The sequence below is a fragment of the Arthrobacter sp. ISL-65 genome, assembly GCF_018613795.1.
Taxonomy (GTDB): Bacteria; Actinomycetota; Actinomycetes; order Actinomycetales; family Micrococcaceae; genus Arthrobacter.
Genome location: NZ_JAGGPN010000002.1, coordinates 22,301 through 40,451 on the forward strand (window position 1 = coordinate 22,301; position 18,151 = coordinate 40,451).

General features: G+C 63.1%; 17 protein-coding genes and 1 pseudogene. 6 read left to right on the top strand and 12 right to left on the bottom strand.

Translation table 11 applies throughout. From position 1 onward, the window contains the following. Positions 1-52: 52 nt before the first annotated feature. From J7I85_RS00650 to J7I85_RS00675, 7 genes and pseudogenes are all read right to left on the bottom strand, one after another. On the bottom strand, positions 53-1,729 hold the full coding sequence (locus J7I85_RS00650; RefSeq protein WP_214845296.1) for a thiamine pyrophosphate-binding protein: 1,677 nt from the start codon (positions 1,727-1,729) through the stop codon (positions 53-55). Then, on the bottom strand, positions 1,726-2,502 hold the full coding sequence (locus tag J7I85_RS00655) for a cyclase family protein (protein ID WP_214845298.1): 777 nt from the start codon (positions 2,500-2,502) through the stop codon (positions 1,726-1,728). Before J7I85_RS00655 ends, J7I85_RS00650 begins: the two co-directional genes overlap by 4 nt. A 28-nt stretch (positions 2,503-2,530) precedes the next feature. Continuing rightward, a complete protein-coding gene (locus J7I85_RS24765; protein ID WP_251023770.1) occupies positions 2,531-3,025 on the bottom strand; it encodes a hypothetical protein in 495 nt (164 codons plus the stop codon). A 91-nt stretch (positions 3,026-3,116) separates the two neighbouring features. Beyond that, a pseudogene (locus tag J7I85_RS24770) lies at positions 3,117-4,229 on the bottom strand (phytoene desaturase family protein); the annotation flags it as partial. Beyond that, positions 4,123-5,871 carry a flavin reductase gene (locus J7I85_RS00665; protein WP_214845300.1) on the bottom strand — a complete coding sequence of 583 codons (1,749 nt, stop codon included), beginning with the start codon at positions 5,869-5,871 and terminating at the stop codon, positions 4,123-4,125. The gene J7I85_RS00665 and the pseudogene J7I85_RS24770, both read right to left, overlap by 107 nt. A gap of 50 nt (positions 5,872-5,921) precedes the next feature. Next, on the bottom strand, positions 5,922-7,163 hold the full coding sequence (locus tag J7I85_RS00670; protein WP_214845302.1) for a styrene monooxygenase/indole monooxygenase family protein: 1,242 nt from the start codon (positions 7,161-7,163) through the stop codon (positions 5,922-5,924). Positions 7,164-7,309: 146 nt separating this feature from the next. After that, positions 7,310-8,104, bottom strand: coding sequence for an SDR family oxidoreductase (locus tag J7I85_RS00675; RefSeq protein WP_214845304.1), 795 nt, complete (start codon positions 8,102-8,104; stop codon positions 7,310-7,312). A 364-nt stretch (positions 8,105-8,468) separates the two neighbouring features. Between J7I85_RS00675 and J7I85_RS00680 the strand changes: the two genes are divergently transcribed. Together J7I85_RS00680 and J7I85_RS00685 are read left to right on the top strand one after the other, a co-directional pair. Continuing rightward, on the top strand, positions 8,469-9,404 hold the full coding sequence (locus J7I85_RS00680; RefSeq protein ID WP_308159346.1) for an AraC family transcriptional regulator: 936 nt from the start codon (positions 8,469-8,471) through the stop codon (positions 9,402-9,404). A gap of 134 nt (positions 9,405-9,538) precedes the next feature. After that, entirely contained in the window at positions 9,539-10,846 is a 1,308-nt protein-coding gene (locus J7I85_RS00685; protein ID WP_214845308.1) for an aromatic acid/H+ symport family MFS transporter, read from the top strand. Between the two features lie 205 nt (positions 10,847-11,051). Here J7I85_RS00685 and J7I85_RS00690 read toward each other — a convergent pair whose 3' ends face one another. Further along, a complete protein-coding gene (locus J7I85_RS00690) occupies positions 11,052-13,208 on the bottom strand; it encodes a glycogen debranching N-terminal domain-containing protein (protein WP_214845310.1) in 2,157 nt (718 codons plus the stop codon). A 340-nt stretch (positions 13,209-13,548) separates the two neighbouring features. Here J7I85_RS00690 and J7I85_RS00695 point away from each other — a divergent pair, with 340 nt between their 5' ends. Together J7I85_RS00695 and J7I85_RS00700 are read left to right on the top strand one after the other, a co-directional pair. Continuing rightward, positions 13,549-13,806 carry a helix-turn-helix domain-containing protein gene (locus tag J7I85_RS00695; RefSeq protein ID WP_214845312.1) on the top strand — a complete coding sequence of 86 codons (258 nt, stop codon included), beginning with the start codon at positions 13,549-13,551 and terminating at the stop codon, positions 13,804-13,806. 666 nt (positions 13,807-14,472) lie between these two features. Continuing rightward, complete coding sequence (locus tag J7I85_RS00700) at positions 14,473-14,757, top strand: hypothetical protein (RefSeq protein ID WP_214845314.1); 285 nt, start codon at positions 14,473-14,475, stop codon at positions 14,755-14,757. 37 nt (positions 14,758-14,794) lie between these two features. On the opposite strand, the gene J7I85_RS25460 is transcribed toward J7I85_RS00700, so the two are convergent. The 3 genes from J7I85_RS25460 to J7I85_RS00715 form a co-directional block, all read right to left on the bottom strand. Further along, the gene (locus J7I85_RS25460; RefSeq protein WP_214845316.1) at positions 14,795-15,166 is read right to left on the bottom strand and encodes an alpha/beta hydrolase; all 372 of its coding nucleotides are present in this window, start codon (positions 15,164-15,166) and stop codon (positions 14,795-14,797) included. Between the two features lie 124 nt (positions 15,167-15,290). Beyond that, entirely contained in the window at positions 15,291-15,587 is a 297-nt protein-coding gene (locus tag J7I85_RS25855) for a twin-arginine translocation signal domain-containing protein (RefSeq protein WP_214845318.1), read from the bottom strand. A 132-nt stretch (positions 15,588-15,719) separates the two neighbouring features. Further along, the gene (locus J7I85_RS00715; protein ID WP_214845320.1) at positions 15,720-16,136 is read right to left on the bottom strand and encodes a CBS domain-containing protein; all 417 of its coding nucleotides are present in this window, start codon (positions 16,134-16,136) and stop codon (positions 15,720-15,722) included. Positions 16,137-16,441: 305 nt separating this feature from the next. Between J7I85_RS00715 and J7I85_RS00720 the strand changes: the two genes are divergently transcribed. Further along, positions 16,442-17,047 (top strand): DNA/RNA non-specific endonuclease, encoded by a 606-nt coding sequence (locus tag J7I85_RS00720; protein ID WP_308159347.1) that lies wholly within the window; start codon positions 16,442-16,444, stop codon positions 17,045-17,047. Beyond that, positions 17,025-17,252: a hypothetical protein gene (locus J7I85_RS24775; RefSeq protein ID WP_251023762.1), complete on the top strand. Its 228-nt coding sequence runs from the start codon at positions 17,025-17,027 to the stop codon at positions 17,250-17,252. Before J7I85_RS00720 ends, J7I85_RS24775 begins: the two co-directional genes overlap by 23 nt. Positions 17,253-17,366: 114 nt before the next feature. Here the strand turns inward: J7I85_RS24775 and J7I85_RS00725 are convergent, their stop codons facing one another. Further along, on the bottom strand, positions 17,367-18,110 hold the full coding sequence (locus J7I85_RS00725) for a TetR/AcrR family transcriptional regulator C-terminal domain-containing protein (RefSeq protein WP_214845322.1): 744 nt from the start codon (positions 18,108-18,110) through the stop codon (positions 17,367-17,369). Between the last annotated feature and the right edge of the window lie 41 nt (positions 18,111-18,151).

The following is an 18,151-nucleotide window of genomic DNA, read 5'->3' on the forward strand; positions in this document are numbered from 1 at the left end:
TGCCACACCCCAGCCCCCTTCGCAGGTGTCCCGGTCTCTTTATCCGGGGGGATCAGTGTCCTTGGAAAGCCTCCGCCAGCCACCAGGAGCCACCGTCCGAGGCGATCTTCGCATCGATCACCAAGGGCCGGTCCTGCCCGCCGTCGCGGATGGCCGCAACCCATTCCCGCACCGGCTGCATGTCATCAAGCGTCCGGACAGTGACGCCGTCGGCTCCATATCCCCGGGCGATCGCCGCGATGTCTGTCTCCGGGAACGAGACGCTGGCCAGCTCCTCCTGACCGTGATGTTCTGCGAAGTGGTGGACCTCGGCGCCGTATGCGGCGTCGTTGTAGACGATGCAGACCAGCGGCAGTTTAAGCCGGACGGCCGTCTCCAGTTCACTGATGCCCATTAGGAACCCGCCATCGCCCGCGCCCAGTACCGGTAGCCGGTCAGGCCGGGCAACGGCGGCTCCAATCGCCGTGTAGAGGCCAAGGCCAATGGCCTGGAAGGCCTGGGTGAAGCAGAAGCCGAACTCGTCCGGCACCGCCAGGTACTGGCTGGGGTAACCCATGAAGTTGCCCGAATCCACTGCCACAATCCTGTCCGCGGGAAGGAGTGAATCGAGTTCCCGGCTGATCACCCGTGGGTCGATCGATGTTGCGGTGCTGAGGTCCGGTGTTACCACGTCCCGCCACCGTGCGCCCTGTTTGATGGCGAGCGCATTCTGCTCGGTGCGGTATTTTTCCGCCGAGGCTGGTTGGATCCTGCGCAGGGCTTCCAATGCATCGTCAGCCGTGAGGGCGGAATCGCCCAGCACGCCCAGTGTGATCTGCCTGTTGGCGCCCAACGATGAATCTTCGACATCGATCTGGATCACTTTTGTTCCGGGGGAGATCAGCCGACCGTGACGCATGGTCCACATGTTCAGCGTGCATCCCCATCCGACGATGAGGTCGGCTCCGGTGATGAGCTCCGCAGTCAACGGAGAGGAAAAGCCGCCGGAGATGCCCAGATTGTGCGAATCGCCGTTGAACAGGCCATTGGCCACGGCCGAGGTAGCCACGAGCGCCCCGGCGTGCCGGGCCAGGGCCAGGATGGAATCCCGGGCGTCCCTGCCTCCCCGTCCTGCGACGAACACCGGGCGCTGGGCCTGGGAAATGAGGGCGACCAGTTGTTCTACGGACGCGGAATCAGGCCGGACCCGGGCCGGCCCCTGCACCTCGACGGATCCGGTCAGATCCGCCGCAAAACCGCTCTGAACGTCCAGCGGCAGGTTGAGGACGACGGTCCGGCGTTCGTTCACCGCGGTGCGGAAGGCCCTGACAGTGTCTGCGATGGCTGTTTCGGCGGAGTGGATCCGTTCGGCAACTGCCCCGACGCTGCGGACAAGGGCATCCTGGTCGATCTTGAAATTGGACCGGACCGCAGCCGCCTGGGTGTCGGCGGTGAGCACGATGAGTGGCGTACGGCTCTTGGCTGCCTCGCCGATGCCCGTGACGGCATTGCTGAGCCCGCACCCCTGGTGGGTTGTCAGCACACCGACTTTGCCGGACATCCTGGAGTAGGCATCGGCCATGGTTGCCGCGCCCCCTTCGTGCCTGGCGGCGGTGTAGGGAACGCGTTCATCGATGAGGGCGTTGGTCACGTCAAAATTGCCGCTCCCCACCACACCGAAGACGTGGCCGACGCCGAGCCTGGCCAACGTTCTGCCGACGAGGGCCGCCACCTGTACTTTCTCGTTCATGAACCCTCCACCAATGCAAAGACCCGGCTGGGGCTGCCGGTGCCACCGACTATCGGCAACGGCGCGACCACGATGGTCGCCCCGGTGACGGGCAGGCGGTCTACGTTGCGCAGTGACGTGAGCCCGTATTTGTCTGCGCCAAGGAGAAACGAGTGGACGGGGAACATGGGGTCCATGGTCGCCGCCTGGCCGGCATCTACGCCAACGGTTTCGACTCCGAAGCCGCTAATTCTGTCGTTGCCGGCGATCCACTTGGCACCGGCGGGCGAGACGCCGGGGGTGTGCGGCCCGTTTTCGTCCGCGTTGACGAAGTCCGCACTGTTTCCACCGCGGGCGGACCAGCCTGTCCTGAAGATCACCCAGCAGTTCTCCGGCAGTTGCCCGTGATCCAACTGCCACTGTTCAAGGTGTTCCGGCTCCAGCAGGAAGTCGGGATCCTGGGCGGCTTCGGCGCATTTGTCGATGACGACGATCGGGCCAACCAGGCGCTTCGGCTCGATCTGGTCCACGGATTTTCCGTCCCGTCCCGTAATCCAGTGGACGGGAGCGTCCAGATGCGTGCCGGCGTGCTCGCCCACGGTGACGTCGTTCCAGGCCCAGGCAGGTCCGGCGTCGTCGAAATTACTCACCGGAGTCAGCGAGAGTCCAACCGTGTTGGCGAGTGGTTGCGGAAGGTTCAGGATCGGCGTGTCACCGCTGAGCGGCGTGGTGAGGTCGACGACTTCGACGACGCCGGCTGACAGGGCTGCGGTGAGCCCGTTTAGAACAGACATTGTTCTCCTGTCGGGTTGATGTGGGGGTTCATTTGAGTTTTTGGGCCACCAAGTGGCCCGATCCGCCGGATAGCCCGGGGCCCGGGTGGGTGGACGCGCCGATGTGCCACAGGCCCTTGATCGGGGTTCTGTGGTTGGCTGCCTGGGGGAAGGGGCGCCAGAGGAGGTTCTGGAAGAGTTCTGCGGATCCGCCGTAGGGGTCGCCCTTGACGGCATTGGGGTTCTCCGCGGCAAGATCGGTCGGTGCCAGGGTGTCCCAGGCCAAAACGGAAGCCCTCGTACCCGGTGCAAAGTGTTCGAGCCTGGCCAGGACACGCTCCATGTACCGCTCCTTGAGCTCCTGGGTCCAGCCGCCGTCGACGTTGAGCTTCCCGGCGGCATCGCCCGCCGGTGCGAACGGCACTTCCTGCAGCTGCAGCCACAGCGTGGCTTTGCCCGCGTGCCCTGGACGGATCCAGGACGCACTGCTGACCGACGACGACGGTAGGCTCAGTTGGCAGCAGCCCCGCCTCAGCTTGGGCACAGGCAATTCCTGTGCTGTCGGAACCGTTGCTCAGATGAATGAGGGGCACCGAATCCAATCGGGAATCCAGCCATTGGACCGGTCTGCTCAGGGCCAGATGGATCTGCATCGCCCCGCGGCCGTTCTGATAGCGCGCCGCCGCCTCGGCCGCCCCGGCCGGTGGCCGGCGCAACAGCTTAGAGTACAGGGCCTGGGGAGACACATTCGCCAGGACAGTCCGGGCACTGACCAGGCCGCGGGAGGTTTTCACACCCGTTGCCCCCTTGGAGTCGACGAGTATTTCCTCGGCGTCTGTGTCCAGCATGATCCGCGCCCCGTTGTCCTGCAGGAGCGACTCAAAAGCCGAAACAAAGTTCGATGCCCCGCCTTTCACCACGGGGAGACCATGGCCATGCATACTCAAGGCCATGACCGGAAGCATCACGCCGCCGGTCGCCTGGTCTGGGCCGAGGCCGGCATGCAGGAGCCATGGGGACCACAGCTGATCTGCTTCCCATCCATCAAACCGGCTGCGGAGGTAATTGCGGCCGCTCATCACCGAATCCCGCACGAAAGCCTCGGTACCCTTGACTTTCCCTCGCCTCAGGGCGCCGGCGGCAATCTTCACGACATCCTTGAAAGATCGCATTTCAGCGCCGAACGCACCGAAAATGGTGCCGGCATTGCGGCCGAGGTCTTCCAGCATCGCCAGGTACGCGCCTTCATCCCCGCCGGCTTGCAAAGCCGAAGCCGTGAGCACCGGATCGCGATGGGCAACGATGACCCGCTGGTGCCCCGTCCTGGGGTCGGCGGCCACGCTGGCCGTCACGGCGCCGTCGGCATTGCAATATTCCAAACCCCTGGCATGCAGCTCTTCTCCCAATGCCTGGTAAGCGCCTCCCGAAACGAACAAGGGATGCCAGGAGGAGAAGGAGTCGTGGATAAAACCGGGCAGAGTCCGTTCCGCTGAGTGGATGAAGCCGCCGAGCCTGCCGGCCCGTTCAATGAGGCAAACGCGCTTCCCGGCCATCGCAAGCTCCGCAGCAGCCACGAGGGAGTTGATCCCTGAACCAATAATCGCAATGTCAGTGGAATCGTCCATGGAGCGCTCCGTCCTCTCAGAAGTCTGGATGGCTGGCCGTTGCGTGGTACTTGCCGGCATGGAACACCAGGGGATCCCTTCCGGCGTTCTCGTATTTCTCGACCTCGCCGACATAGATGACATGGTCGCCGGCGTCGTGGCGGGATACCGTCCGGCATTGGAAGGTGGCCACGGCTCCATCCAGCAGCGGGATCCCGGCGATTCCCTCCGAGGTTTCCGCGCCGGCAAACTTGTCAGGTGACGGGGTGGCGAATTGTCGTGACAGCACGTGCTGGTCGCTGGCGAGGATGTTGATGGCGAAATGCGTGGATTCCTCGAAGTCTGCAAGGCTTGGCGCCCGCTTGCTGGGGCACCACAGAACCAGCGGGGGTTCCATCGAAACGGACGTGAAGGAATTGGCGGTCATCCCCACCTTTCGTCCGTCGACACCCAGGGTGGTGACCACGGTGACGCCGGTGGCGAATTGTCCCAGGGCGCCCCTGAAATCCCTGAGGTCAAAGGCCGCTGAATCTTCGTCTTTTAGGGCCTGCACAAACTCGGCGGCAGCAGCGGGATCGAACCACCAGGGGTAGAAGGTGCGCGGATCATCGAAGCCGCCAGCGATGCTGGCGGCCAGCGCCGGGTGCTCCGCCGCTTCGGCCAGCACTGACCGCTGGTGGTCCCTGCGGGGTTTGAGCATGTCGTTCGTCCACGCCACGGCCCACTGTCCCCAACCGCGCCAGAACTCGTCAAAGGTACGTTCCATCCACTGCCGGTCGAAAGGCTGCTGCCCCCTCCGGACGATGGAGTCAAGGTAGTAGCGGGAAGCCAACGTGGCATTGTTGGAGCCCTGCCCGGTCAGCGGATCGTTGAGCAGCACGGCGTCTCCGAGTCCGAACACGACGTTGCCGTTGGCCAGCTCGCCCACGGCGGACCGGACGGTTGGGGTGATCCGGCCAAGCAGGGTAGCCCCGTCGTCGGTGAGTCGTGCGCCGGCGAAGTTTTTCGCCTCATGGGGAAAATGCTCCTCCAGAATTTCCAGTGAGCGGCTCAGCTGCTCGTCCGGGCTTCCGACGTCGGCCCATCTGTCCATGGGGCCGCCTACGACGCCCTCAAAGACCATCATTTGGCATGGCCCGGAAACGGTCAGCCCGGGAAAGGTAAAGAATTCCCCGACGCCGGGCACGGCGGACATGCGGATGCTGTCACTGAGCTGCTCGTCCTGCTCACCGTTTGGCGCACCTGGCGAGACGTAGTTCAGTGCGAGGACTCTTTGGGGCCGATCGAAAGGCGACTTGGACCTGTCTCTGGGGAACATTTGGCCGATCTCTCCCTTGCCGGTGCTGACAATGACGAGTTCGTAGTCGCGTGACAGTTCCTCCAACATGCGCGGGGTGACATTCTCGATGCGGAAATCACCGCCGCCGGCTACGAAGGCTTCTATCCAGGCGGCACTTTTGATTCGCTGGTCAACTGAGCGTGCCGTCCCCTCCAGGGGCGCCTCCCACTCGATGGCATCCGCCCCGTGTTCGCCTTCAACACGCAACCGGATGGCGTTGATTCCTGGCACGACTGCACCGTCATAGAGGTTGGTCAGAGCTGAACTCAGCTGGGCTTCCGCGGCGAGGGCGGTGGCAAACATGCATTGGCTGGACATGACCTTGCCGGTGCGGATCTGGGCTGCCGACCGGTCCGAGAACAGGGTGATGGCATACCCCTCCCGCTGCAGGCCCAAGGCCAGTTGGGCGCCTGATTCACCGGCTCCGATTATTGCAATCTTTCGCATCTTAGGGCTTCCTTCAAAGGAGTTGTTTACCTGGGGAGATGGAGCGGCGGTCAGGATGCGGCCACGGAGTTCACGCTTGCCAGGTACGCGGCGGCCTTGTCGGGGTACATGAACCATTCCTGGAAGTCCGGCGGGTTGTTAAAGCCGTTGGCGAAGCGGTTGGCGATTTCGGCCGACTGGCCGGCGGCTTCCAGGAGTTCAAGAACATGCGGCGGCGGGGGAGCCAGAAGGGCGTTGGTCCAATGGGCCACGTGCCGGGCATAGTTCCAATAGTTTTCGAAAGTCGCCTGCATAAACGCTGCGTCGAAGGAGGCTTCGCCGTGTTCCTTGATGCTCCGCAGGTACGAGGCCGCACATTTGCTGGCGTTGTTGGAGCCCTGACCGGTGATGGGGTCGTTGAGGACCACGACGTCGGCGAGGCCCAGGACGTTCCGGCCGCTGGGCAGGGTGGCAACGGGATGCCGAACGGTGGGGGCAAAGCGGCCTTGCAGTAAGCCGTTCGGGTCGGTCAGTTCGACGTCGGCGGCGCGGCTGGCTTCCCAGGGCAGGTACTGCTTCAGGATGTTCTTGGACGTTTCCAGGTGTTCCAAGGGCGTCAGGCCCTTCCAGCAGTCCATGGGCCCGCCGGGGATGCCTTCAAACACCATTATTTCGCAGAGGCCGGTTGTGGTGAGGGCGGGGAAAGCGAAGTATTCGCCGACCCCAGGAATCAGGTTGAAGGAAACGGCCGAGTATTCTGCCCTGGGTTTCATCCCCTTCACGTACGTCAGGGCCAAGGCACGTTGGGGTGCGTCGTAAGCGCTGCGCTCGGCGTCGCGGGTGAAGAGCTGTGCAATTTCTCCCTTGCCGGCGGCCACAATGACCAGATCGGAGTTCACGGCGTAGCGTTCGAGGTCCTCGACGCCGGCGTCCTCAAACACGAGCTCGCCTCCCTGGGCCACAAACTCCTCCATGAACCGGGGGAATTTGACGCGTTGGTCAATGGACATCGCCGGGTTATCGAGGCGGGACGCCCAGCTGATGGCCTTCTGCCCGGCGACGTCTGGGTGCGGGATCGTGAAGGAGATTCCATCGACCGTAGGAGCCTCAGGCCAGAAGTCCAGGCCGAGCGCCCTCTCGTGTTCCAGTGCATTGTGGAAGATGCACTGGCTGGAGGAGACCTTGCCTTCGTAGATTTCTTCGGCGGTGCGGTTGGATATCGTGGTCACTGCGAAGCCGGCTTTGAGCAAACCAATGCTCAGCTGCAGGCCGGACTGTCCCGCTCCGACGATGGTGATGTGGCGTTGTGTCATGTTGTTGCCCTTGTCTTTCTACTGTCCCGGCATCCGTGGATGAATGGGGGAGTCGCTAGTTGGCCCGGCCTCGGGGCGGGTTCGGGGTGGGTTTGTTCCCATCCGGGGTGGCCCATGTGCACGAACCTGATGTCGTTCACTTGTCGTCACCTCGTTTCATCGGCGAGTAAGGGGATGGTTTCCTCGGCGCGTTCGGGCCCCATGGCGGAGTACCCGCCGTCGACCGCCCAATCAGCACCGGTCACGAAGCTGGCCGCGTCGCTGGCGAGGAAGGCAACGACGGCTCCGATCTCCTCGGGCCGTCCGACTCGCTTCAGAACGTGGAAGGGAGCAGCCACGGCGTCCGTTTTATCAATGTTTCCGTTGGTCAGGGAGTCCATGATGTTGCTCCAGACCCATCCCGGACTGACCGAGTTGACCCGGATGCGGTCTTCGGCGAAATCTACTGCCATGCTCCGGGTCAGTTGGACGAGCGCGGCCTTGCCCGCCGGGTAGAGCCAGCGGCCCGTCTGGGCAACCGAACTGGAGATCGAGGTGAAATTGATGATGGCTCCGTGCTGGGACGCCTTCAGGTAGGGTCGCGCCGCCTTGCTTGCCATGACTGCGCTCACGACGTTGACGTTTAGTGCGTCGAGCCAGTCGTTCCGGCCGGATGCTGCACCGTCGTCTTTGTAGGTGCAGGCCAGGTTGACGAGGACATCGATGCTGCCGTGCGATGCTGCGGTGTCATCCATCAGCCGGGACACGGCTGAATCATCCGTGATGTCAGTGTGCGAAAAGCTGACGCCGCCGCCCATGGTGTTGAGTTGGGCGCCTCCATCGGCGTCAATATCGGCAACCACCACGGTGGCGCCCGCCTCGCGCAGCGCTGCGACAACGCCCCGGCCGATCTTGGTTACCCCGCCGGTGACGATTGCGGTCCTGCCTGAGAGTCCTGACATGGTCAAACCTTTCATGATGAATCTGTGGGATCAACAGTGTTTCCTGCGCATGACGTTCGTCATACCCGGGGGAGTGGCTACTTGGCAGCGGGCCTGGGCATGGGCTTCGGATGAGTCCGTTCCCATTCCATACGCCGCTCGTGCACGAGCTTGACGTTCTTCATCTCTGCTCACCCCTTCCAACGGGTTTCGTTGTTGCATTTCTATGACGTGCGTCATACTTGTTCTAAAAGTGACTCTATTCACACCCTGAAAACCGGTATATCCAGTTGGCGCAGGGCTCATCCGAAATACGAAAACCGGGGAAGTCAGGTGCTCGATGGTGAGAATTCTTCCGCGCGACGTCCTTAGGGGCCGCCCCACCGTGGCCACCACGGATGTCGACGATGCCCACCAGAAGATTGCCGAGTTGTTCTGTGGCCATGATCTGGTTCCGCAGGCCCGTGCCGGGTCGGTGGACATGAAACTGAGGTCCCTCCATCGGGGTGACGTCGGGATCGAGTATCTGGATTACGGCGCGGAGGTCCGCATTAATCCGCAGGGCTTGGAGAACTTCCATCTGGTCCAGATTCCCCTCGCCGGCCACGCGCATATGGATGTGGGCTCCTTCGCGGTAGAGTCCAGCCCCAGAACGGCGTCGGTTCCACCGATCGACCGCCCCTTTTCGATGACGTGGGATCGCGGAACACCGCATTTGATTGTTTACGTGAGGCGTATTGCACTTGCTTCGGTGGCCGAGCAGCTGTATGGGGACAAGCCGCGGGGTGTCGTGAAGCTCGGCTATGCGATGGATTTAACCGGGTCAGCGGGGCGGGCTTTCCTGAGATCCGTCGTGGAACTGCACGACGACATGATCAGCCAAGCCTCGAGCACCGCTCCTGTCTTCGTCCAGAGGCTCCTCGTGGACACCATGCTGTCGCGACTGCTCATGGCAATGGATAACACGGCGGTGCAGGGAGGGCTGAATCCGGATTCGGAGAGCCGCTTGATCCGGCGTTTCCGGGACCTTCTGGAACGTCACGCCTCGGAGGAGCTCGCGGTACCGGACATAGCCGAGAACCTGGGGGTTTCTGTGCGCACCCTCCAGCTGGCCCTTCGCTCCGAAGTCGGGGCGACGCCGTCGGAGCTGTTGAGGAGGGTTCGGCTGGATCGGGCCAGGGAGATGCTCCTTGCGGCCGAGCCCGGGCAGGAGACCATCATTTCGATAGCCGAGCGCTGCGGCTTTTCCCATCAGGGCCGCTTCTCGGCTCTCTACCTCGACACGTTCGGCGAGCTGCCGTCAGAGAGCCTTCGGCGGTAACCTCCACTCGATATTACGGTCTTATGACGATCGTTACAAAGAAAGTATGCCTAAATCTTTACTGTCGTAAAGAAGCCGTGACATCATTGGCGTGATCCACACCACATACCGCATCGTGAGAACGAGAGGCATTCATGGCGCAGTCACTGCCAACGGCAATAAGAACCGAGGCCACACCGGCCTGGAAGGGGCGCACAGTCCTCCTTCTATGCTTTGTCACCATCGTCTTTGACGGATATGACCTCGTCATCTACGGCTCCACTATTCCCTCCATCCTGAAGTATCAGGAATGGGGACTCACCACGGCACAGGCCGGCCTCATCGGCAGCCTGGCCCTCATCGGCATGCTGCTTGGGACCATGTCAGTCGGGATGCTCACCGACAGGCTCGGCCGGCGCCGGATCATGCTGGCGAGCATCACGGTGTTTTCGACCTGCATGCTGATCACGGCCTTTGCGCCGTCAGCCGAAACTTTCGGCGCATTGCGTTTTCTCACAGGGCTCGGCCTTGGCGGCGTTGTTCCCACCTGTATCGCCCTGACGGTTGAGTACGCCCGCAAAGAGCGGCGGCAAATTGCCAACGCCGTGATGTTCAGCGGCTATTCGTTCGGTGGCGTGGGGGCGTCCATCCTGGCGATCAACCTGTTACCGCACATCGATTTCCGTTGGCTGTACGCTATCGGCGCACTGCCGCTGGTGACCCTTCTGCCGGTGGCGTGGAAGCTGCTGCCCGATTCCGTGGCCTACCTCGCCCGCAGCGGGCGCAGTGCGGACGCGAAAGACACGGCTGAGCGCTACGGCCTGATCTATTCGGATATCGTTTCCTCCCAGGACTCGGCTGAAGGTCCGGCCAAAAAATCCAGTCTCCGGACGATTTTTTCCCGCAAATTCATCCTGTCGACCGTTCTTTTTGCCTTGGCGAACTTCTGCGGCCTGCTCCTCGTTTATGGCCTGAACACCTGGTTGCCGCAGATCATGCGGCAGGCTGGGTTCAACCTGGGGGATTCCCTGACGTTCCTCCTGGTGCTGAATGCCGGAGCCATCGTTGGTTCCGTGAGCGCTTCGGTCATCGCGGATCGGATTGGCATCAAGAAGGTCGTCACGGCGTCTTTCGTGTTGGCCTTCGCGGCCATCCTCATGTTGACCCTGCAGTTGCCGCTTGCCGTGCTCCTGGTGATCGTTGCCTTCGCTGGTCTTGGCTCGGTAGGCACGCAAATTCTGGTTGGCGGCTACTGTGCGACCCACTACCCCCAGGCACTCAGCGCTACCGCCCTTAGTTGGTCGCTGGGGGTCGGCAGGGTCGGGGCAATTTGCGGCCCGATCATCGGCGGCGCGGTCGCCAGCCTGGCGCTTGGTTGGCAGTTGAACTTCTACATGTTCGCGATCTTTGCCGTCGTCGGCGCAGGGGTCGTGTTTGCCGTCCCGCGCCGGCTCCGTCCGTAATCCAGGCCGCCTGCCACCACGCAGGGATGCAGGGTGCCGTGGACATCGCCGCAGCGCGAAACGCTGGTGATTTCCAGCCCAATCGCGGCCGAAAGTGCGGCAGGCACAACCCGGTGTCTGCCGCGCTTTGGCGTCAAAGGCGATTGCCACGCGGTAAGCGCAAGGCTTGGCCAGGGCCGCTGGGGGAAGTACCCCAGCTTATCCGTTATTCCGTCGGGCGGAGTTTGTCGAGTTCCTCAAGGTCAGCCAGCGAAGGGCGCATTCCCCGGTGGAGCACAATTCCTTCCGGCAGATCCATCACATCCACTCGGGAGCCCGACACATTGAAAGAGAATCGGGACCCACCCATGTCGACGTTCGTGGCGTTAAAGTCTCCCCACGACTCCGGCAAGACCGGGTCGATCCAGAGGCCGCCCAGGGACAGGTGTGCGTCGTAGCGCAGGAGGCTCCTGATAAGCATTATCGGGGTTGTTGCGGCCCAGGCCTGGGGCGAGCAAGCCGTCGGATAGGGGAGCGGCTGAGGGTAGTCTGAGCGACTGTAACCGCAAAACAGCTCGGGCAGCCTGTGGTCTGTGTATTCGGCGGCTTCCATCAGTGCCGAGGCAAGCCGTTGGGCTTCCTCCACGAACCCATAGCGCAGCAGGCCCGCGACGATCAGGGCGTTGTCGTGTGGCCAGACGGAGCCGTTGTGGTAGCTGACCGGGTTGTAGGCACCCATGTCAGTCGCCAGGGTGCGCACGCCCCAGCCGCTAAACATCTCCGGGGACATCAGCCGATCGGCAACCTGCCGGGCTTTGTCCTCATCCACGATGCCGGACCACAGGCAGTGGCCCATGTTGGAGGCGCAGGCATCGACCGGACGTTTATCGCGGTCCAGTGCGATCGCGTAGTACCCGCGGTCCGGCAGCCAGAACTGCTCGTTGAACTGTTTCTTGAGCAGCTCTGCACGGCCCCGGAGCTCGCCTGCCAGCATGCGGTCGCCGGCGTCGTGAGCCATCCACGCACGGGCAGTGTATGCGCTGTAAACGTAGCCCTGCACTTCGCATAACGCGATGGGCGCCTCAGCTATGCGGCCGTCGGCGAAATTAATCCCGTCCCAAGAGTCCTTCCAGCCCTGGTTGATGAGGCCCTGGTCGTTAAGGCGTTCGTACTCGACGAACCCATCCCCGTCACGGTCCCCGTAGTCCCGGATCCACTCCAGGGCCCGGTCGGCGTGGGGCACCAGAGCGGCGATATCCTCATTGGCAAGTCCCCACCGGCTCACTTCGCCGAGCAGGGCCACGAACAAGGGCGTGGCATCGGCGGTGCCGTAATAGACCGATTTCCCGCCCAGTGCTAAGCCCACGCCAACACCCAGCCGCACCTCGTGCAGGATCCGTCCGGGCTGTTCCTCGGTTACTGGGTCAACCACAACTCCTTGCCGCTCGGCCAGTGTCTGCAGTGTGCCCAGGGCCAGCGGTGCGTTGATGGGCATCACCATGAACGAGGCCAGCAATGAGTCCCGGCCGAACAGCGCCATGAACCACGGTGCCCCGGCGGCAACGACCATCCGGTCGGGATGCTGCGGGTCGACGATGCGCAGAGCACCGATGTCAGAGTAGCTGCGATAGACGGTTCGCTCGAGGGACCTGTTCCCTATCCGGACGGGCGGGATACTCGCATCCCAGGACTGCTGCCGCCGGAACTGAGGTGAAACGGTGTCCGAACTGGCGTGGAAGGACGGCGGGGCCGGAACGCTCCCGTCCGGGATCGGCTCCGCGGTCGCCCTGACACTCCACTCCCCGTGGGCCGGAATCATGGTGTGGAAGAGGAGACCATCCGCCCCGGCCTCACCGCCGGGTGCCCGAATGATGACGCCCTTCCGAACATCCTGCCAAACGGCCTCCATCGTCACCGAACCGACCTCGCACCGGCGGGTCTGTTCCCATTGCCGGTGAAACCGTCCGTCCTTGACCTCAAACAGATCCGCAAAATCCGTGTCCATAAACAGCCCGACGTCGCAGGCGGCTGGCTGCAGGGCATGGTTGCGGATCGTGATGTCCTCGAGAATGCCTCCGCCCAGCTCTCGCCTGCGCTCCACCGTCAGCGGACTATCTGCCCGGCCATCAGTACCCACGGCCCTGCCAACGTACATTCCCTGGTACGGTGCTGGCGTCCAGGCACCCAAGGGCTCCACCGGCTGACCGTTGACGGTCAGGCACCAGCGGGACAGAATCCTGGTGTCCTCGTGAAAAACTCCATGAGGATGATGGGGAAAGATGTCCCCGTTCTGCAGCGATATGCAGAACGACGATCCTTCCACGAGTGTCACTGCACCTTGTCCCACAGGACCCGCCGCGTTGTCTGCATTCCATCCGGCCACTGCTGGCTCCTTTAAGCCCCCGCTTGTCACGTGATCTGAATCTACGCCGGTAGCCGAATGCCTTCCAGACCTCGCGGGAAGCGCCCGCAGAGGCAGGGGACTAACTTTGCCGACACTGCTTGACTTCGTCCTCGTCATCTACAGGAAGGGTCATCACAGCCTGAAGTTTAGGCACACATGGGCTGCTGGTCGGCCGCCTAGATCGAAATGCCGTTGCTGTCGAGCAACCAGGATCTCGGCCGGAGGACACCCGGACGGCCTTCCTAAGGCTGTCAATACTCGGTCATTACCGCCATTCTAGGAGCCTTCTCCGGAGCGCCCCTGCGCATAGGATGGTCCGGTGTCCGATGATCCCAAGAAACACCGATTCCTGACTGTCCACCAGGCAGCTGAAGAGCTAAACGTGAAGCAAAGCCTCATCCGGTCACTGGTTAGGAGCGGTGAGCTTCGCGCCATCCAGGTCGGCGGCCGGGCCATCTGGCGCATCGGGGCCAACGACCTCGAGGACTACATCGCCGAGGCCTATCGGCGCACCGCTGAGCGCGTCGCTGCCGGCGAACTCAAGGACGACGGGGAGGCCGACGCGGAGCAGGCGTAATGCACCTCAAGCGTCACACGTACTCCGCCCACTGCCCCTGTCCACGGCGTATCGCCCGGGCTGGGCAGCAGCAGATGAGCGAAAAGGTACCCCTGCTCAATTGCAATGACCTGTGAAGTGGTCCCGGCGCAATCCAGCGCGAGCTCCATCGGCCGAAAGGGGGCGCCGGGGTGCTCCTGTCCAACGGCGACCTTCGCGCTGGAAGCACCAACACAGGCTGCAGTGACCGTGTACAGCCCGGCTGCCGGCACCTTCGCCGTCGTGCCAAAGCCCCTGAGGGGGCCATCGAGTGGCCCCTCCTCAGAAAGGAGAACTGGCCCCGGCGCTGCCTTAAGGAGCCGGTCCAGCTCAGCGTAGCTTTTGACCTCGCGCTCCCGGACCTGAGGATCAGTGTAGGGCTTAGGGGGCCCTGCTACCGGCGTCGGGTCAGGGGTTGGGGGGTGCACGGGTTCCGGGTATTCGTAGACGCACCCCGCAGTCCCGCTTAGAGGGATCAGCAGGCACAGGGCAAACCCGATCCGGTGCCGCCCGTCCTTCATTCCCACAGTTCCATGGTGGGCAAGCCAGCAGTTCAAGACAACCACCGTGCCGATCAAGATGCATCATCTGGAAGACACGCCGCACGGTACCCGCAATCCTGTCGGTGACCGGGAGGACGATGGAACTATGACGGCTCCAACGGTGGAGGCGGCCATCCATGAACTGATGGATCTCGCCTGGAATGTTGTCTACGACCTGCTAGCCGGGCGGGGACTGCTCGGTGACGGATTGTTCGTCGAGGAGTACACCGGCATCCACTCCTGGCTGGACGGGCGCGTCCGGTACACCGTCGTCCATTCCCGCGAGGTCGCGGTCCTGTTCGTGGGCACCCGGCCAGTGGATGCCATCGTGTTCCATCACGACCTGCTCGGCGCCGACGACCCGAAAGGCTTCTTCAGTGTCTCGGGGTAGGCCCGGCGGGAACGCCGCTTAAGCGCATTCGGTTCCTCTACGTCTGCCAGCCCAGCCAGCTGATAGCTTCCCTGGCGATGGCGGTGAGTACCGTATGGCCGCCCGGGAACTCTCGGTAGGTGACGTCATAGCCGTCCGCTCTTAGGAGGGGCACCAACCGGCGGCTGGTTCGGTCAATCGGCAGGACGGTATCGCCGTCTCCGTGTGAAACGAAAAGGCGGGGTTTCCCATAGCGCGGGGCGGGAGGGACAAACCCTGGGGAAAACGCTATGACCCGGGAAAAGAGGTCCCCATTTGCCAGGCCCAAACCCAGCGCGTAGGAGGCCCCGTCCGAGAAACCGCCCACAGCGATGCGCTTCGGGTCAACGAAGACCATGTGGAAGATTCGCTCCAGTGCTTGGTTAATCACCTTGACATCGGGGCCGAAGACTCCTCGTACGCCATCCCAGGTTGAGGTACGCGAAGACGGTGCTGCCAGGATGATCTTGTGCGTTTCGGCAAAGGCGGACAGTAGCGCTAACCCTCCTGCTGCTTCACCCCCGGCGCCGTGGAGCAAAAGAATAAGCGGGGCCGGCTGTACACCCGGTATGCCCGCCGGCATATAGAGCAATGTGTCCCGTGCAGATTCGAGGCCCAGAGCATGCTGTCCCGGAACAGGTGCCGAGGCCGGTTCCTTGCCGGGCGTGGCACTCAGAGCAGCGAGGTTCAGCGAAGTTTCCCGCGGACGATCCATACTTACTCCAGAACAGGCATACTCCAGAACAGGCGGAGAGGGCAGCGGCGGCTGTAAGGGCTCCTGCCCTGACCATGAAGCTTCTACGTGTGGTCACGCGCGCTGAGGACAGGCTCCCTGGGCCAAGACGGCCTCGGTTAATCCTCGAAGCCCAACGCTGGTCCGACGGCGGGCTACCTTTGGACCCGGTTCATGTCAACGCCCCATAGGCTGACGGCGTCGGCGGCGCCTAGTAGAAGGAAATGAGTTCCACGAGTTCTCCGACGCGGTCCTCGGGGTAGTTCCGGGCGACGTCTGCCTGCGTGAGGATACCGACCAGGTCATGGCCGTCGATGACCGGCAGCCGACGGACCTGGTGCTCTCCCATGGTCCTGATCGCTTCTTCGATGGAATCGTCCGCGCCGATTGTCACCGGCTTGCCCTGGCCAAAATCCCCGGCCTTGGCCGTGCGGGGGTCACCACCTTCCGCGAAGCATTTGATGACGATGTCGCGGTCAGTGATCATACCCTTGAGCCTGTTGTCCTCTCCGCAAATTGGCAGCGCGCCGACGTCCAGCTCTTTCATTTTCCGGGCAGCAGCTTCCAGGGTTTCGTTTTCACCGACGCATTCAACGCCGCCGGTCATGATTTCACGTGCTGTAGTCATGGCGCTCTCCTTGTGCGTGTTGCTGGACTTTATGGCCGGCGCCGGTCGTGCCGTTCGGGTTGGCACGCCAAGCGCATCACGGTCACGGGTTAAAGGTAAGTATGCTGAGCGTTGGTGTCCAGCCCGAATAGTGACCTGTCCGGGCACATGCGGCACCACTCTCGGCAGGGCCGTTCCGGTGGCGGTGGTGCTGGTAAGGTCCGGCCCATGGATGAACTGCTGACAGACCTGACCGCGACTCCCGGCACTAAGGCGACGAACTAGCCGAACGGGAAGGCCTAGACGAGAACTTCCTGGGCGTGCACGTGCCCTTACCGGCACTCGCCGCCCGTGCGGAGACCGCGCTGCTGCTGTATACGCACTTCTCGGTGCTGATGCGCCTGGACAAGCGTCTGGCCGCGGTCACCGGCGTGGGGATCGACGGCGAGAAGCTCATGGACCTGGACCGGTCCGGGATCAACTGGCGGCTGGATCCCCGGCTTCCCGCGGAGCAGCAGACGGGGGAGCGGGTCTACGCCCGGAACGACCTCGACCGCGGAGACCTGGTCCGGCGCTCATCGGCCGTCTGGGGTGATGCCATTGCAGAGGCCGAGCAGGCCAACGAGGACACCTTCCACTACACCAACGCCGCCCCGCAGGCGGCCAAGTTCAACCAGGGCATGGAACTGTGGCTGGGCATCGAAGACTACCTTCAGCAGCACGCCGCCCAGTACCGGAGCCGGGTCGTGGTCTTCACCGGTCCGATCTTCAGTGCCCTCGATCCGGTGTACCGGGGCGTGGACATCCCGCTGCGCTTCTTCAAGGTCGCCGCCTTCATCCCACCAGGGCGAGCTGGCGGCCACCGGCTACGTGGTGGACCAGACCCCACAACTAGCCAACATACCGGATGTGCCGCGGCCCGGAGGTGTTGAGGACGTCCCGCCGCTGGGCCCGTTCCGGACCTTCCAGGCCCCGATACGGGACATCGCCGAGCTTACCGGACTGGACCTTGACCAGCTGATCACCGTGGACCGGATGCCCATCGCCGCCACCCTAAGTGCTGACCGGGTCGGGTCCACCTGGCGGGAACTGGGTGCCGTCGAAGACCTCGATCTCGACTTCGACCTGGAGGACTAGACTCTCGGGCTTCGCCGACACACAGCCAGGATGGCAGCGTGACACACCACGACCACCCAGGCGCCGACGCGCCCACCTCCTTCGTCGGGTTTCAGGAAGGCTTCGCCCGAACAGTCACCGCGGCCCTCCGGTCTGCTCCAGGGGTGCGTCACCGTCGGAGTGGTGGTGGGTCGGGGAGAGCTGTGTTGCGAGGCCCGTGAGAAGGATGGTGAGTCCTTGGTCGAGTTCGGCGGCGCCGTCGTAGTCGGCCAGGACCGGGCCTAGGGCGCGGAGGTGGGGAAAGTCTTTGGCCGGAAGACGGTGCAGGCCCAGGCGCAGGATGGCTTCGTTTTCCTCCGGGTCCACGATGTATTCCTGGAGTTCGTTCAGGAGGTGTCCGTAGAGAAACCCGTAATACGCGCGGTAAACATGCAGGGCGTCTGCCGGCGTGAAGCCGGCCTCTATCAGCAGCGCCAGGATCTGTTCCAATGGACGCAGAGTCCCCAGCGGACGCATACCCAGAGGAGTAGACAGCGGCCGGGTAACCAGCAGCGGGACGACATTGGGATGCCGCAGCGCCAAGAGCCGGAGGTCGTGGGCAATGCGACGCAACTGCGCCTGCCAATCCGGGTCATCAGGAAAAATCGCCAGCTCGTTCAGCACCATTTCAGTGACACCGTCCAGCAGGGCTGCACGGTTGGCTGCATAACGGTAAAGGCTCATCGGATCCCGGTCGAGCTCCTGCCCCAAACGGCGCATGGACAGGGCGTCCAGTCCTTCAGCGTCCACCAGCGCCAGCGCGGTGGAAAGCACGAGATCCCGGCTCAGGCGCGCCTTCCGGGCACCTCTTAGATTGTCGGATTTCTCGGAAGAGGCCATCGGCGGGTCCGCTCCTGTTCGATATGTGAGGCCCACCCATG